Raw genomic sequence first — 14047 nt, forward strand, 5'->3', positions numbered from 1 at the left:
CAATCGTCGATGTCGCCACGAGCAGCGGCCTTTTCTAAGGTCACCGAAAGTCTCTAGTCTGAGTTTGTCATGTGCGGATTGCACTTGACAGGCTGTTGAAATCGCAGAGGTTGGACGCGATGAGGGCTGTGGGTGCTGTTTGGAATGGATCGCATCGACGCGATGAAAGTGTTTATCGCTGCCTTGGACGAGGGAAGCCTCGCCGGGGCTGGGCGTCAACTCGGCCGTTCGCCTGCCGCCGTCAGCCGGGCGATTGCGTTTCTTGAACAACAGGTCGGTGCAGCATTGCTGCATCGGACGACCCGCACGATCAAACTAAGCGAGATCGGCGAGCGTTATGCCGTGGCGTGCCGTCGTGTTCTGGTCGATTTGCAGGAAGCGGAGGCGGTCGCGGCCGGCGAGCATACCGCCCCGCGCGGCACCCTGACGATTACGGCGCCGCCCGTCAGCGGCGAGGAGATTTTGCGCCCGATCGTCGATGCGTATATCGGGGCTTTCCCGGCCGTTTCAGTCAATCTTGTTCTGCTTGTGCGCAGCGCAAACCTGATCGAAGAGGGAATCGACATCGGCTTACGGATCGCTGAACTTCCGGATTCCTCGATGACGGTCGTTCGGATCGGCGGCGACGTGAAGCCGGTTATCGTTGCCTCTCCACGCTATCTCGCCCGGCACCCTCGCATCGACGAACCTGGTGATCTCACGAAGCATAGTATCGTCGCCTGCACCGATTTTGGCAGCGACGCTTGGGTCTTCCCTCCGGCAAGAAACGGCTCCGTGCCGCGCTCCGTTCAGTTTAAACCGCGACTGGTCGTCAACAGTGTACGTGCCGCGCTCGGTGCCGCTGTCGGCGGGCTGGGCGTCACGCGTCTGCTGACGTATCACGTGGCCGAACGTGTCCAGGATGGTTCGCTGCAACTCCTGCTGAGAGACGCGGAGCCTCCTGCGAGGCCGGTTAATCTGGTGCTGCCGCAGGGGCGTAACGCAGTCCCGAAGGTCAGGGCATTCCTGGACTTCGCCGTGCCGCGGCTGCGTGCTGATTTCGCGCGTCTGTCTGCCGAAGCAGTCGCGATGCACATCTGACGGCTGTCATTCTTCCGGCGAAGGGAAGAATGTCTGCCGGACAACGGGCATTCAGACATTTCGCGAAATCCTCAAAATGATCCTCACCGAGCCAGACGGGCCGGACAGCAGCAATCCCGCTCGCTGGCAGGATCTGAGGGGCATCATGAGCAACGAACGTAAGGTCGCAATTGTCACTGGCGCGTCGCAGGGTATCGGCGCCGGGCTTGTCAAGGGATTTCGTGATCGCAATTATCGCGTCGTAGCGACGTCGCGCTCGATCAAGCAGACCAGCGACCGGGACATTTTGGCGATTCCCGGTGACATCGCTGATCCGAAGACGGCCGAGGTTGTGACCCGCGAGGCATTGGCTCGATTCGGTCGCGTCGACACGCTGGTCAACAATGCCGGTATCTTCATCGCCAAGCCTTTCACCGACTACACCGCCGAGGATTTTGCGGCCATGATCGCCACCAATCTTGCCGGATTCTTCCATATTACCCAACAGGTCGTGGCCGCAATGGTGAAGCAGGGCTCGGGCCACATCGTCAGCATCACCACCAGCCTCACTGACCATGCGGTCAGCAGCGTGCCTACCGTTCTCGCCAACCTGACCAAAGGCGGCATCAACTCGGCGACAAAGGCACTGGCCATCGAATATGCCACCAAGGGCATCCGTGTGAACGCGGTCTCGCCGGGCATCATCAAGACGCCTTTGCATGCACCGCAGACCCATGAGTTCCTGGCTGACCTGCATCCGGTAAAGAGCATGGGTGAGATTCACGACATCGTCGAAGCCATACTGTTCCTCGAGAGTGCAGGTTTCGTCACTGGCGAGATCCTGCATGTCGATGGCGGACAGAGTGCAGGTCACTGATCGAAGCTGAACAGAGGAGGCGTGTCATGCCGTTCGTTACCGTTCAAACGACTCGCGAGGGGACCGAACCAGGGATCGATCATGTCACCGCCGAACAGAAGGCCGCAATCTACAAGGGTATCAGCCAGGTTCTGTTCGACGTGCTTGGAAAACCACCAGAGTGGACTTGGGTCGTGGTCCAGGAAGTGGAGATGGAGGATTGGGGTTGGGGAGGCTTGCCCGTTGCCGAGTATCGGAAGCGATTGGCTGCCAAACCAGCGTGAGACTTCAAGACTCCAGAGCAGACGGGCGATGATGCTGTCTGAAATGATCTTTCCGGTTGGTCCTTTGCCACCACCGAGCCGATTGTCGCGGGACGTGTTGTCGATCGAAGTTGGCTTGGCTCCGCGCTTCGGCTGGCCTTCATGCTCGAAATCGTTGCGGTTGGTATTCCTGCTTTCAGTCTCGGGCACACATGGCTGATTGCGTCGAGTCTTGTGGTCGGTGCGTTCGTCACAGTCACTGTTTCGTTGGTGCTTGCGCGCATCGGCGAGCTCTTGCCGCTTTATCCGGCTAAGCAGAAGGTTTCCTAGAGTGTAGCGACCGCCTTCTTCGCTTTGTTTCAAGCCGCATCCGCTATGCGCTATCCTTTGTCTTTTTCTCAGAGCGGTGAAGATTACCGGATCCTGTTCCCGATTGGTGCGACGACCGTGGTCGTGGCGCTAGTAATTGATTTCGCCGCAGCCGTCACGGATCACGCGCCGGCTGGTATTCGCAGTAGGCACGAAACGTCGCCGAGGCGCGGCCCATGGGAACGATGATCGATGGACGCAAAACGGAGTGCAGATGGTCAGAACAGTGGCTTTGCTGCTGGTCGATCTCGTGATCGAGGAGGGGAGACCGGCAGAGCCTATGTCTTCTGCTATCGTCCTTCAGGTGGCGATGCATGAGCGAAGACGACTTCGACTGTCTGAACGCACCTTTATCATTCATACCACAAGGCAGAAGACCAACATGTCGCAGACTGAACTCCCCAAGCCCCTTTTCCTGGACGAACTCAGTGTCGGCCAGAAATTCACCAGCGCGAGTTATGATGTTCCCGAAGCGGAAATCAAGGAGTTCGCCTCTCGATTCGATCCGCAACCCTTCCATCTTGATGACGAGGCCGCCAAGTCGACTCTGTTCAGAGGAATCGCTGCGAGCGGCTGGCACACGGCCGCGATTACCATGCGGCTTCTCGTTCAGGGCGGCGCACCGCTCGCTGGCGGCATCGTTGGCGCGGGCAGCGAAATCGAATGGCCGTATCCCACGCGACCAGGGGATGTTCTTCACGTTGAGAGTGAGGTGGTAGAGATCATCCCGTCCCGTTCGAAGCCCAATCAGGGAATTGTCCGGATGCGCAGCGAGACGAAGAATCAAAACGGAAAAGTCGTTCAGGTGTTGACTGCTAAACTTATCGTCCCTCGCCGGTCGTAGGCACGATAGTTGATATATCATCTGAACCGAAGATCGGGCGTAACCGTGCCTTCAACGGCACTTGAACCATCCTTCACATAACGGATCATGAGGGTTAGCCGATGGCGAAGAGCATTCTTATCTTTGCGGACGGGACTGGCAACGAAGGCGGCTTGCTCCCTGACGAAAGCAGAACCAACGTCTACAAACTCTACTGCGCGACACGGACCGGGCCCGACAGCATCATCGACCCGAACAAGCAGTTGGCCTTTTACGTCCCTGGGATCGGGACGCCCACGCCGCGCCATAACTCATTGTGGGCTCGGACCAAAGAATATGTCCAGCAGGCGTTTGGGTTTGGCATCACAAAGAAAGTCATCGATTGCTACGTCGCCATTCTCGGCTCATGGGAGCCGGGCGATCGCATTTACCTGTTCGGCTTCAGTCGAGGGGCTTATACCGCCCGATGCGTTGCGCACGTCCTTGAAGTTTGTGGCGTTCCGACCCAGCAGCCTGATGGGTCCGCTCTCAACCTTGACCCCAAGTCGCTGCGCGCCATCGCCAAGGAGGCGGCGTCCCGCCTCTACATCGGCGGCATGCCGCGGAGCATCAACAGCGCCAACAGCCACATTGATGAGTTCCGCAAGAAATACTTGCCCGCGCTTGGCCTCGCGAAGGGCGCGTCAACTTATCTGATCGGCATCTGGGACACCGTTGCCGCCATAGGCTGGCAACGGGTGTTTCCCGACTGGACCTATGACCGGCATTTTTGCCGCGATATTCAGTATGCGCGGCATCTTCAGTCGATCGACGAATGTCGCAAAGACTTCAAACGGGTCGCCTGGGGCGGAAGCGGCACGGTCACCTGGCCCGACCGCAAGGATGAACCCGAGCAATTCGACCAGATCTGGTTTGCGGGAAACCATGCCGACATTGGCGGCAGCTACCCCGAGAATGAGTCTCGCCTGTCGGACATTACGCTCGCTTGGATGGTGAAGTTCATCAGCGAGGACATCCGGGAGGATGGCCGCGTTCTGGTGGATCGATCACAGCTGAACTTGTATCCTGCCTGCGATGGCATGATGCATGACGAGTGCATGGTCGGCATCGGCGGCACCCGCCTTCACTGGGACAAGGCACCTCGGGTGGTTCCGGATACGGCGACGCTGCACCAATCCGTATACGACCGTCTGGCGCTGCCTCGGGTACGAAACTTCACAAGCTTCGGACCATACCGTCCGATTGCGCTCCAAAATCACAAGAAGGCCAAGGCATTTTTCGAGGAGCGGGTCATTGAAAAATTTGGCGAGCTTGCTCCGAGTGTGGCCTCTCCAAACAGTTGAGGGAAACCTAGACGGTGCTATCTGACGATCGGCACAGTCAGCCGTTCCTCCCTAATCGAGGTCGACATTGTCGAACTCAGTGGACCGCACTAGACGCTCACCGCTTTTTACCCGTGGGCAAGTACGGGATGTGATGGAACATCAGGGCGCGACGGCAGCGGCGATACGTGCATACCTCAAACCCGGAGCGGCAGGAGGAGAAGGGATCGGGTTGCGCGCCCCCAGGAGCCACCTGCCGACGCGGACGCTCTGGCAAGCCGATGTTGCTACGCTTCCGGTCGGACTGGGTCGAGATCGACCATCTCGTAATGTGCCTCGTCGTAATCGAAGACCACTTCGAACATCCCGCCATGGTGACAGGCACGCGATTGCGTGTGGGCGAAACAAGATCGCCCGTCCGCCCGCTATAGAGCCGCACCTCGGCGCCGGGTTCGCGACGAATGGGCAGTGTGCTCAGCGGCAGGATCTGTAGGTCAGCGCTGTCGTCCGCGTCTCGGTCGGGAGCGCGATCCAGATTTGCAGAATGCGCGCCCAGCCGGTCGCGGTGAGATTCTCGCTATGGATGACGCCACGGCCGGCGGTCATCCACTCCACGTCGCCGGGCTCAAGTACACCGAACACTGGATCGTTAAGCGACCCCTCCAGCATCAGTGTCACCGTCTCGATACCTGCCTCAGCGCGCTTGAGTCAGATTGAAGGGAAGATACGGGCTCGAAGATGATGCAGAAATCCGGGCCGGACAAAGTGCCGGCAGACCAGTTTGAAGGACATCCGCCGACAGCCCCGTGGACACTACTCAACCGAAGAAAAGATCCACAAAAGCCAAAGGGAGGACAGAGGGCAGCCCCGGTGCACGTATTCTCCGGGCGGCTGCACGGCGAGTTTTGAAAACCTGCGGGTGTTGATCTCTGCCCACTGGTCACGGATGGAGGGTTTAAGTCGCGGTGCCGGTTCGATCTTCCACGATCGCGCAACCCTCATCGATCGCAAGTATGAAAATGTTTTTCAAACCAACGTCACGCATTATCTCGGCGGCGGCGTTGAACGACGACACCGATTTCCACTCCAGGTTTTCGCCCGGTGGCGGCAACTTTTCCGGTCCGAAGGCATATGCGGCGCGTTTCGACTTTTCGCCGGTCACACTCTGCTCAATAAACTTTTGTAGCCGACTCATTTGGTGACTCTAGATATGCGTGAAGCCCCCGCTAGACTTCAATGGGTGCGGCATTGGCGAGCGGAACTTCCTCGCGGCATTTGTTGCTAGCCGAAAGGTCGTTTACCCATGGTTTGTGACGGGCATAATACGGGAGGAACCGCCATGAGACAGACCGATGTCTCTTGCACTAAGTGCGGAGCCGGTTTTCGACGACTGGAGCTTGTGTCGTTGCTGCCCAATCAAGGCGGCGAATTCCGCTGCCCGATCTGTGGTGAGGTCTTAGAAGTTTTCAATGGTGACGAAGGGTTCGTCGGCTATCGTCTCACGGTCCCGCCCCGAAAGAAAAGGCCCGGCGCAATTACAGCGCCGGGCAAGTAGGAGCGGCTGGCCCAAAGGGGTTGGAGGACCTAGCGCCAAGCGATGATCTATTGATGATTCGTGACGGCCAGATTTCACGCAGGGGTTGTTGCCTTACAACTGTCTTTCCGGCCCGACCGGGACGGGGCCCGAGTTCTCCCGTGCCGAAGCCCGCCAGTGGCCTTCTGGCGGCGGCTTCGCAGTTTCAGACTTCGTTGTCCGGAAAGCCCTCACCCGCTCGAGGGCGGGATCGCGCAGGGATGATCGGGCAGCTTTTCTAAGAGTCAGTAATTCCACTGGACCTGGAATCTCACGACATCAGCTCTGAATTGGTTGTAAGGGGCATTCAGGACGTCGGTACGATTCATCATGTGATACTCAGCTGTAAGCTCAATTGCTTTGGTGACTTGCCATTCGACGCCAAACTCCCAATCATTGACGAGGTTTCTCGGGGCGTTGCGCTCGAATTTCTGACCGCCCTCGTAGTATTGCCATTTGACGAACGGGAACAGGATTCCCCAAGGTCCACTATCGTATTTGTATGTGGCCTGGACATACCCACCGTTCAGCGGGGAGTCCGTAATCAACCTCTGGGGTCGTTTAACTGAGGTCCCCGTCCCCAATTCCATTCTGCCTGCAATCCGAAGGGCTGCGGATAAAGGACAGCATGCACCGCGACACGCTCATCTACAAATCCTTTCGCGGGCGCGACCATGACCGGGGTAATACCGTTCACAGGACCGTTTGATGTAACGAAGCGTCCGTGTAAGGCCTCTACGCCTGCTTCAAAAATTTGACCGTTGTTGAATCGATAGGGGTAGGTGACGCGGGCCACCATATGCATGTCATTATTTAATTCGACGCGGTTGGCGCCCTGTCCATTGTAGACGCCGAAGGCGAACACGCCGTAATCGCCCGATCCTTTCAGATTGTTCGCCACCAGCTCTCTGAACCGCTCGCGTATTTCTGCTGGAGCCCAGTAGAAGAATGCGCCGATGTCACGCTCATCCCGACAGCACGTGTTGATTCCGTCAGCACGGTCAAGTGCAAGACGGTTTTGGCTGGATTGCATGTTTTCAAAACTGAACGGGATTTTTGATTGCCCGAGCCTGACACGGAATTCTTTCTTGTCGTCGAAGGAGATGTCGGCGTAGGCATCTCTTAACTGCCCGAAATTGCCTGTGGTGGAGCCAGACGGCGTACTGGCAAAATCAGGCTGGAAATACAGATAGAGATTATCAGTGATATCACCGTACAAAATCAGATGTGCCCGCCTGATCAAGGATGAGGTATCTTCGCCGACCGATCTATCAGGCCAATAAACAACCGCATCCTTGTCGCCACTCACAGTGGTACTATTGCGAAATTGCGTATACCCTCGAATGTGCATTCTGTCGTACCAGTGCTCTTCCTGGGGTTCACAGGCAGTGGTTCGTGTACGAAGCTTGGCCCTGGTTCGTTCTGGGCCTGCTGACTTGAATCTTTCCGTGCCTGCTGAACCGAATCTTTTTGTGCCTGCTGATCTGATTTTTTCTGTGCCTGGCGATCGGAGCTTTTCTTGTCCTGCCGATTGGCACCTTTTTGTACCTGCTGAAAAGAAGCTGCAGGGCGGCCTCGGCAATCTCAACGACATGCGTGTGCATCTGGAGCAGGCACGCGACTTCGCGCGGGCCAGCACAGCAGCACAAAAGGCGTTTGCGATCGGCTGTCTGATCGGCTGCGAGGAGAGTTCCGCAACCGACATATTCGCCGAGACGATTGCGGCGGGGAAGCGCTTGCGGAAGGCTGCCTAACTTCCTCTCTGCACGTACCGACTGCTTTCTCGATCCGGAAACCTTCGAGTAGGTACATCATACATCCGTCAGTGGTTGGTTGTAAAAATGACCTACCCGCGCACTCACCTTCTCGCTCGGGCGTCGGTCCGTGCACCGAAGCCGGTGATGAACCAGGCCTTCATGGCTTTGTCGTTTCGCTTCAATTGGCCGGCGCCGGCAGGACGCGCGACCAGAGATCGTTGAACTCGATGGCGTCGAAGAAGGCCGACGCGCGGATGACCCGCCCACCACGCATGCCGAAGAACCAGGCGTATGTGTTGACATAGGGTCTGTCGTCGAGCGCCATGGCGCGGGCGTCGAAGAAGATGACGACGGTGTCGCCGTCGGCACAGAGCGCGCGGACGGTCGGCTTGAGCGAGGACTTCATCCGCGCATTGAACGGCCAGATGACCTCGCGCATGAGCGCTTCTTTGGTCGGATAGGTTTTCGAGGCGACCGAATTGCCCTCGATCGTCCAGCGCGCATCGTCGGCGAGCAGATCGAACGGGCTGCCCGCTCCTGCGCGCCAGGCATCGAAGCTGGCGCTGACGGCAGCTCTGTTTTGATCCTCGACTTCGGAGGGCGTGCGGGCGCTGGTAGCCGGCCGCAGTTCCAGGAGAGCCGCCGCCGTCGCACTGACACCGAGCGCGGCCTTGTAGATATCGGTGACGCTGGATTGGAGATAGATCGACATTGGAAACTCCTATCGGGTGAGAGGAGGCGACGTTAGTTTAAGCGCGCCACCTTTCCGCGCGTGAGGTCAGATCCTGTTTTCCCAGGCTTGGAGCTGATGTTGCTTGAGCATGTCCTCGATCCCCTTCGGCACGACGTTGCGGAACTTTCCCTCGTCGGCCGGCACGACCTCGATCATGCGATCAATCATTTCCTTGGGGTCCATCTTGCCCTCGGGCGTCGCGAAGAAATTGTCGAAGCCCTTGCGCAGATCGGCGCGCTTGGTGAAGTTCACCTCGTCGTCGAGCCAGCGGAACGGATTGTCTGCCATCGTCTCGTTGTAGCCGGTGTAATAGGCGCCCGGATTGATCGTCTGGACCTTGATTCCGTAGGAGGCCAGTTCCTGCTGCATCGCCTCGGCGAAAGCCTCCAGCGCATGCTTGGTCGAAACGTAGGTGCCCCAGTTGGCCGGCGTGAACAGGCCACCCATGGAGGAGGTAAAGACCACCTTCTTGCCCTGAGCTTTGCCTTCACGCACCCAGCGCTGAACGACGCCCTGTGTCAGTTGCAGCGGCAGGAAGACATTGATCTCGTAGTTCTTGCGGACAAGATCGACGGGAATTTCCCAGACCGGTCCGGCTTCGCCCATGCCGGCGTTATTCCAGAGAACGTCGAAATCCCACTTTCGAGCCTGGCGGAGGTCGTAGGGGTCGGAGAGGTCGAGACGCTCGATGCGGATCTTGTTCGAGAGGCCAAGCGTCGCGACTTCCTCGCGCAGCGGCGTTACTTGCGAGGAGACATGCACGGTCGCGATGATGTTGTGACCGTTCTTGGCCATGCCGATGGCCGCGCCCTTGCCAAAGCCAGAACCTGCGCCAGTGATGAGGATCGTCTTGGTGGTCATGATCATGTCCTTCCGTTGTGCGTGAGCCGAGATGTGAGAGTGGGGGCGGCTGGTCAGTTGCCGAGGGCCGCGGCGGCGGCTTCGGCGATTTCGAGGTCCTGGGCGACCGCGCTGCCGGACACGCCGACCGCGCCGATCAATGCGCCGTTGGTATCCAGGATCGGCAGCCCGCCGCCGAATACGACGAGGCCGCCATTGGTCTGCTCCAGGCCGGGCGAGGTGCCACCCGGCTTGGAGAAGTCGCCGATGGATTCGGTGCGCATGCCGAATAGGGCGGCGGTGCGGGCCTTGCCGATGGCGATGTCGATGGAGCCGAGAAGGGCCTTGTCCATCCGGCTGAACGCCTTCAGGTGAACGCCCGCGTCGAGGACCGCGATGTTCACGGGAACGCCGATCCGAGCGGCCCTGTCCTCGCCGGCGGCGATGATCTTGCGGGCCTGGTCTATGGTTATCATGCCGTGTCTCCTGTCTCCGGGACCGCGCGGGAGCAGCAGTTCCGTCGCGATGAAGCAGGTTTAGACGGCGGGCGTTCGGGGGTATTTCCACATCCTGCGCGGTGATGCGCAAATCTTGCGGTCGTTGCGGATAGGGCCGGGCGGACTCAGGGAACGGGCATCAGCGCAGATGCAGATCGCGGTACTGACCGGGCGTCAGGCCGGTGGCCTTGCGGAAAACGCGGATGAAATTGGCTTGCGAGCCAAAGCCGGTGTCGAGCGCGATTTCGACCAATGAGGAATGGTTGATCGCTAGCTTGTCGCGCGCCGCCTGGATGCGGCGGTCGGTGACGTAGCGATGCGGCGTCTGCCCAATAGCGTCACGGAAGAGACGGGAGAAATGAAATGGGCTGAGGCAGGCTTCCGTCGCCAGTTCGTCCAGCGAAAGATCGGATGCCAACCGGGCTTCGATGAAATCGAGCACGCGCTTGAGTCTTTTTTGATCGAGCGACGGGCCTTTGGCACGCGGCTGCCACCGGTCGATCGTAAAATGGCCGAACAGGTGCGCGGCGAACGCGGTCTGCATGCCGTCGATGAACAGCCTGTCGGTCGGCTGCATGGGCCGGTTCAGCATGCCACGGAACGCCGTGCCAATCTGGAGAAGCATCGGGTCGGTGAAGCCGCCCGCATAGGCAAGCTCGGCTTTGGCCGGGTCGATATCGTAATCGGCCAGCGCGCTCCGTTCGATCAGCGTCGATGGCAGATAGATATGGAGGCACTCCATTGCCGCGCCGAGCTCGATCCGGCGTTCCTGCGTGCCGACTGGAACGACAAATCCCATACCTGGTTGAGCCAGCATTTCCTGAGCCTGCCCGTTGCCCGCGCGGTTGACGATGCCGCGGCCGGCGAGCATCAAAACGACCTCGGTGCACTCGTGCGTCACCGCGTTCTGCGGTCCCGCTTCGTGCAGGCGGTGTTCGACATGCAACATCGGCCATTCGGCGGCTGCGCCAAGCCGTCGGCTCAGACTATATTTGCGATCTCCATGCACCGGCAATGACATGCCGCTATAATCCATGGTGGGGATAAGATTCTCAACCAATTCGCTCTCACGTATTCAGAAGCGAAACTAATCGGCATCATCTGCCATGATGGAAGAGCTGAAAGAACTCGATCGACAGAAATGTCAGAGTTCTTGTTGGTCGCAATGCATGCACCGATCCTCTAGCTGCAGCCTTCTCCTCCCTCACGCCACCAAGGCCACCCGTCAAAGTTGATTTCACCGAAAGGCGCTGTGATAAATCGCAGGGCGCATACCGTTGTGCGTAGCGAGCAGAATTTAGTGAGCCGCGTCGGTCAATTCGGACGGGAGCAACTTCCTATCTCGACAGCCAAGGCATCGATCAGCATGCGGACCTTGGCAGGTACATAGGCGCCTGGCGGGCGAAGCGCATAGATGCCGTATTCGGGCTGCTCGAAATCGGGCAGTACCTCCTCCAGCAGGCCCGCCGCCAAAGCCTCCTCCGCAAGGAAGTTCGGCACATTGCCGATGCCCAGTCCCATGGTGGCCCAGTGTAGGATGGCCTTGCCGCTGTCTGTGCGCAGTCGCCCGGAGGGATGCACCGCAACCCAGCGGCGCCCCTGCCGGAACCGCCAATCGCCGCCGTCGGCATAGACAAGACACTCGTGGTCGCCCAGGTTCGCAAGGGTTGCAGGTCGGCCGTTGAGATCGAGATAAGCCGGCGACGCCACGAGCATCGCCCGGACGGGTGCTATCTTGCGCGCGATAAGGCTTGCCTCACGCGGCTCGCCGATGCGGACGGCCAAGTCGAAGCCCTCGCCCACCATGTCCACGACCCGGTCGCTGAATGCCACGTCTATTTGCAGGCGGGGATATTCGCGCGCCAGGTGGGCCAGCAACGGCATGACATATCGTTCACCTAGCGCCTGCGGCGCGGCCACCCGCAACCGTCCGCTAAAGTCGCCGCCCTTGCCGGAAACCACCTCTCGTGCCTCCGCCACCTCCGCCAGGATGAGGTCGCAACGACGGCGGAATTCAAGCCCGGCCTCGGTCGGAACGATGCCACGGGTGGTGCGGGTAAGTAGCTGCACGCCCAGATCTTCTTCGATCGCAGCGATACGACGGCTGACGATCGACTTCGACAGGCCAAGCCGCAATGCCGCGCGATTCAACCCACCCGTATCGATGACTTCGACAAGGCAGCGCATGTCGTCCAATCCGGTCGTCAAGTGTTCTTCCAGATGCAACAGTGTGGTCGATTTTTGCAATCTAGTGATGCAAATTACGAAACGATAGTTGGAGAGGGCAAAATAACCCTGCCTCCAAGGAGTTCCTACCATGACAACGGTACTCGCGATCCGCAGCAGCATATTGGGTGAGGCTTCAGCCTCGAACCAACTCGTCTACAGCGCCCTGTCGAACTTGCAGGTGGCCAATCCCGCGATCCGTATCGTCGAACGCGATCTCGGCACGGACCCTGTTCCTCATCTCGATGCCGACGCAGCTATCGCCTTGAAGTCTGACCCCATCAATTCGGTGCAGGAAAAAGCGCGTGCACTGTCAGATCGGCTGATTGACGAGGTCAAAAATGCCGACATCCTTCTGCTCGGGGCGCCGATGTACAATTTCGGCATCCCGTCGGGGCTGAAGAGCTGGTTCGACTACATCCTGCGCGCCGGCATTACGTTTCGCTACAGTGAGGCCGGTCCCGAAGGGCTGCTTTCCGACAAACGCGCGATCGTCGTCCTAACGCGTGGCGGGTTCTACAGCGAAGGTCCGGCCAGCGTCATGGATGCGCAGGAGCCGCATCTTCGCGCGCTTCTAAATTTCATCGGCATCTCCGACGTGACGTTTGTGCGCGCTGAGAAACTGGCCTTCGGCCCCGCGCACCGTGAAGCCGCAATGGCAAAGGCGCTGGCCGAGATCGTCGCGGAGCTTCCTGCCGCATTGGCTACGGCTGCCTGATCCCACTCCAAACAGGGTCCAGGAGATCAATACCGTGGAGCCTCCCGCGCCAAGACCGGAGAGCGTTACGAGGCTTTCGTTACGGCCCTTGGCCGCTTGGTCAAGGGACCGAAACTTCGACATGAAATTTCCGAGGATGTAAACGGCAACAATGATCAGCGCAGCAGTTAGCCGACGCTGCCTTGCGCCAGCGCCACGGCATCAGGACCGGCAGGAAAGCGAAGCTGTCCGGAAGCGTCGTTGGCCGCTCGCCAGACGGCCTCGGCGACATCCGCCTCAGTCGTCACCAATGCGGGCTGCGCGAATGCCGCGAAGATCGGCGCGGCGAATTCGGCATAGGCTTCGGGAATCAAATCTTCGACGCGCACCTTGGTGTTTGCAGTGAACCGCGTGGTCGGAGCGTAGCCCGGCTCCACCAGCTTGGCGCGTATGTTGAAGGCGCCCAGTTCATGCGCCAGCGAGCTGGTGAACCCCTCGATCGCCATCTTGCTGGCGGTATAGGCAGCCGCGAGCGGCATCGGTGTGAGCGTCACGCTGGATGTGACATTGACGATAACGCCGGACCTGCGAGCGCGGAATTGCGGGATGGCCGCCTGGGTCATCGCCATCACGCCGAATGTGTTGGTCTCGAATACCTTGCGGACATGCGACATGGGCGTGGCCTCGAAAGCGCCAACCACGCCGATCCCGGCATTATTGACCAGGGCGTCGATCGGGCCGGCGGCTTGAAGGCAGGCGGCGATACTGTCGGGCCGGGTGACGTCAAGCGCCAGAACGCGCAGGCGGTCGGACTTCGGCAGAATGTCCTCGCGCGGGGTCCGCATGGTGGCGATGACGGTCCAGCCCTCGTCGTGGAAATGGCGGGCGGTTTCCAGGCCGTAGCCTGACGAACTGCCAGTGATAAGCACGGTGGTCATGGGAATGCTCCTCTTTCGTGTTGACGAAAGAGGGATAGCGGGCAATATCAGTACTATCATCAATCTTAGATCCATATTTAGTTTGCGATAGTCC

20 protein-coding genes and 1 pseudogene are annotated in these 14047 nt (G+C 59.2%); 10 read left to right on the forward strand and 11 right to left on the reverse strand.

The window, feature by feature from the left end; all coding sequences use genetic code 11:
• The first annotated feature begins 144 nt into the window (after positions 1–144).
• From ACZ5IL_RS04220 to ACZ5IL_RS04245, 6 genes are all read left to right on the forward strand, one after another.
• A complete protein-coding gene (locus ACZ5IL_RS04220) occupies positions 145–1080 on the forward strand; it encodes a LysR family transcriptional regulator (protein WP_464596805.1) in 936 nt (311 codons plus the stop codon).
• Positions 1081–1225: 145 nt separating this feature from the next.
• Positions 1226–1936, forward strand: a complete 711-nt coding sequence (locus ACZ5IL_RS04225) for an SDR family NAD(P)-dependent oxidoreductase (RefSeq protein WP_464595356.1) — start codon at positions 1226–1228, stop codon at positions 1934–1936.
• 26 nt (positions 1937–1962) lie between these two features.
• A complete protein-coding gene (locus ACZ5IL_RS04230; protein ID WP_425908158.1) occupies positions 1963–2199 on the forward strand; it encodes a tautomerase family protein in 237 nt (78 codons plus the stop codon).
• 81 nt (positions 2200–2280) lie between these two features.
• Positions 2281–2508 (forward strand): YbfB/YjiJ family MFS transporter, encoded by a 228-nt coding sequence (locus ACZ5IL_RS04235; RefSeq protein WP_464596806.1) that lies wholly within the window; start codon positions 2281–2283, stop codon positions 2506–2508.
• Positions 2509–2929: 421 nt separating this feature from the next.
• Positions 2930–3391, forward strand: coding sequence for a MaoC family dehydratase (locus tag ACZ5IL_RS04240; protein WP_464596807.1), 462 nt, complete (start codon positions 2930–2932; stop codon positions 3389–3391).
• Positions 3392–3492: 101 nt separating this feature from the next.
• Positions 3493–4713 (forward strand): phospholipase effector Tle1 domain-containing protein, encoded by a 1221-nt coding sequence (locus ACZ5IL_RS04245; RefSeq protein WP_464595358.1) that lies wholly within the window; start codon positions 3493–3495, stop codon positions 4711–4713.
• Positions 4714–4810: 97 nt separating this feature from the next.
• On the opposite strand, the gene ACZ5IL_RS04250 is transcribed toward ACZ5IL_RS04245, so the two are convergent.
• The 3 genes from ACZ5IL_RS04250 to ACZ5IL_RS04260 form a co-directional block, all read right to left on the reverse strand.
• The gene (locus ACZ5IL_RS04250; protein WP_464596809.1) at positions 4811–5065 is read right to left on the reverse strand and encodes a SpvB/TcaC N-terminal domain-containing protein; all 255 of its coding nucleotides are present in this window, start codon (positions 5063–5065) and stop codon (positions 4811–4813) included.
• Between the two features lie 101 nt (positions 5066–5166).
• Positions 5167–5361: a pirin family protein gene (locus ACZ5IL_RS04255; RefSeq protein WP_464596810.1), complete on the reverse strand. Its 195-nt coding sequence runs from the start codon at positions 5359–5361 to the stop codon at positions 5167–5169.
• A 286-nt stretch (positions 5362–5647) separates the two neighbouring features.
• A complete protein-coding gene (locus ACZ5IL_RS04260) occupies positions 5648–5887 on the reverse strand; it encodes a hypothetical protein (protein ID WP_464595359.1) in 240 nt (79 codons plus the stop codon).
• Positions 5888–6031: 144 nt separating this feature from the next.
• Here ACZ5IL_RS04260 and ACZ5IL_RS04265 point away from each other — a divergent pair, with 144 nt between their 5' ends.
• Positions 6032–6247, forward strand: a complete 216-nt coding sequence (locus ACZ5IL_RS04265) for a hypothetical protein (protein WP_464595360.1) — start codon at positions 6032–6034, stop codon at positions 6245–6247.
• A gap of 263 nt (positions 6248–6510) precedes the next feature.
• Here the strand turns inward: ACZ5IL_RS04265 and ACZ5IL_RS04270 are convergent, their stop codons facing one another.
• Both ACZ5IL_RS04270 and ACZ5IL_RS04275 read right to left on the reverse strand, forming a co-directional pair.
• Complete coding sequence (locus ACZ5IL_RS04270) at positions 6511–6813, reverse strand: porin (protein WP_464595361.1); 303 nt, start codon at positions 6811–6813, stop codon at positions 6511–6513.
• Positions 6810–7574, reverse strand: coding sequence for a porin (locus tag ACZ5IL_RS04275; RefSeq protein WP_464595363.1), 765 nt, complete (start codon positions 7572–7574; stop codon positions 6810–6812). The genes ACZ5IL_RS04270 and ACZ5IL_RS04275 overlap by 4 nt, the downstream gene beginning before the upstream one ends.
• Positions 7575–7701: 127 nt before the next feature.
• On the opposite strand from ACZ5IL_RS04275, the gene ACZ5IL_RS04280 reads away from it, so the two are divergent.
• A complete protein-coding gene (locus tag ACZ5IL_RS04280; protein ID WP_464595364.1) occupies positions 7702–8019 on the forward strand; it encodes a hypothetical protein in 318 nt (105 codons plus the stop codon).
• 181 nt (positions 8020–8200) lie between these two features.
• On the opposite strand, the gene ACZ5IL_RS04285 is transcribed toward ACZ5IL_RS04280, so the two are convergent.
• The 5 genes from ACZ5IL_RS04285 to ACZ5IL_RS04305 form a co-directional block, all read right to left on the reverse strand.
• Positions 8201–8734 (reverse strand): nuclear transport factor 2 family protein, encoded by a 534-nt coding sequence (locus ACZ5IL_RS04285; protein ID WP_464595366.1) that lies wholly within the window; start codon positions 8732–8734, stop codon positions 8201–8203.
• A 66-nt stretch (positions 8735–8800) separates the two neighbouring features.
• On the reverse strand, positions 8801–9616 hold the full coding sequence (locus ACZ5IL_RS04290) for an SDR family oxidoreductase (RefSeq protein WP_464595367.1): 816 nt from the start codon (positions 9614–9616) through the stop codon (positions 8801–8803).
• Positions 9617–9669: 53 nt separating this feature from the next.
• Positions 9670–10071 (reverse strand): GlcG/HbpS family heme-binding protein, encoded by a 402-nt coding sequence (locus ACZ5IL_RS04295; protein WP_464595368.1) that lies wholly within the window; start codon positions 10069–10071, stop codon positions 9670–9672.
• A gap of 160 nt (positions 10072–10231) precedes the next feature.
• Positions 10232–11113, reverse strand: coding sequence for a helix-turn-helix domain-containing protein (locus tag ACZ5IL_RS04300; RefSeq protein ID WP_464596812.1), 882 nt, complete (start codon positions 11111–11113; stop codon positions 10232–10234).
• A 293-nt stretch (positions 11114–11406) separates the two neighbouring features.
• Positions 11407–12441 carry a LysR family transcriptional regulator gene (locus tag ACZ5IL_RS04305; protein WP_464595369.1) on the reverse strand — a complete coding sequence of 345 codons (1035 nt, stop codon included), beginning with the start codon at positions 12439–12441 and terminating at the stop codon, positions 11407–11409.
• Between ACZ5IL_RS04305 and ACZ5IL_RS04310 the strand changes: the two genes are divergently transcribed.
• Together ACZ5IL_RS04310 and ACZ5IL_RS04315 are read left to right on the forward strand one after the other, a co-directional pair.
• On the forward strand, positions 12410–13036 hold the full coding sequence (locus ACZ5IL_RS04310) for an FMN-dependent NADH-azoreductase (RefSeq protein ID WP_464595371.1): 627 nt from the start codon (positions 12410–12412) through the stop codon (positions 13034–13036). The two genes, ACZ5IL_RS04305 and ACZ5IL_RS04310, sit on opposite strands and share 32 nt — an antisense overlap.
• Before the next feature lie 39 nt (positions 13037–13075).
• Positions 13076–13207: pseudogene (locus ACZ5IL_RS04315) on the forward strand (CopG family transcriptional regulator); the annotation flags it as partial.
• On the opposite strand, the gene ACZ5IL_RS04320 reads toward ACZ5IL_RS04315, so the two are convergent.
• On the reverse strand, positions 13204–13953 hold the full coding sequence (locus ACZ5IL_RS04320; RefSeq protein ID WP_464595372.1) for an SDR family oxidoreductase: 750 nt from the start codon (positions 13951–13953) through the stop codon (positions 13204–13206). The pseudogene ACZ5IL_RS04315 and the gene ACZ5IL_RS04320 overlap by 4 nt on opposite strands.
• Positions 13954–14047 lie beyond the last annotated feature (94 nt).

The sequence above is a fragment of the Nitrobacter sp. CN101 genome, assembly GCF_055390255.1.